2 protein-coding genes are annotated in these 552 nt (G+C 63.0%); both read right to left on the reverse strand.

Going from position 1 to position 552, the window contains the following annotated elements; translation table 11 throughout:
- Positions 1-227 (reverse strand): DUF2924 domain-containing protein (locus GT358_RS16395; protein WP_166583698.1); only part of this gene is annotated, 227 nt, incomplete at its 3' end.
- On the reverse strand, positions 224-442 hold the full coding sequence (locus GT358_RS16400; RefSeq protein ID WP_166583699.1) for a hypothetical protein: 219 nt from the start codon (positions 440-442) through the stop codon (positions 224-226). The genes GT358_RS16400 and GT358_RS16395, both read right to left, overlap by 4 nt.
- Positions 443-552: the final 110 nt, after the last annotated feature.

The following is a 552-nucleotide window of genomic DNA, read 5'->3' on the forward strand; positions in this document are numbered from 1 at the left end:
TCACCCTCCGCGCCATGGGCCAGTTCCTGGATGCGGTAGCCGATCCGCAGCTCCAGGTTCCCCCGGCTGGCGTTGGGCGCGGGCTCGCCGAACATGACCCGCCACTTCCCCTGCAACTCGGGCACCGTCATCGCCTTCAGCGCGGCCAGTTCGGCCAGGACGTCGATTCCCTCCGCCGGGCGCGCGAGCGCAGCCTTTGCGCCTGATTTCCTTGTATTTTTCCTCATGCGTCGTCTCCAACTCGGTTTTGCACCTGTCTCCGACGACGGCGTCTGAGGGCGAGAATGTCCAGCGAACTGTCTCCGTCGAACGGAGAATTCTCGTTCGTTTCCAGAGGGTTGGTGCGCGCGATGGCGCTGGCGAGGATGACGGCCAGCTCCGCCAGCCGCTCATCGGTTGTGAGCGTCTCGGCGGGCGGCGCGAAGGCGATGTCGTCCTGCATGGGGAGCGAACCTCCTGAGGCGGTTTGCTCCATGTTCGCTGGCCGTGGTCAGGGAATTCAAGTTAAAACAATGTGTTGTCGTATCTCGTTCGCTCTGAACAACCCGATCA

The sequence above is a fragment of the Rubellimicrobium sp. CFH 75288 genome (genome assembly GCF_009904055.1).
Classification (GTDB): Bacteria; Pseudomonadota; Alphaproteobacteria; order Rhodobacterales; family Rhodobacteraceae; genus Rubellimicrobium.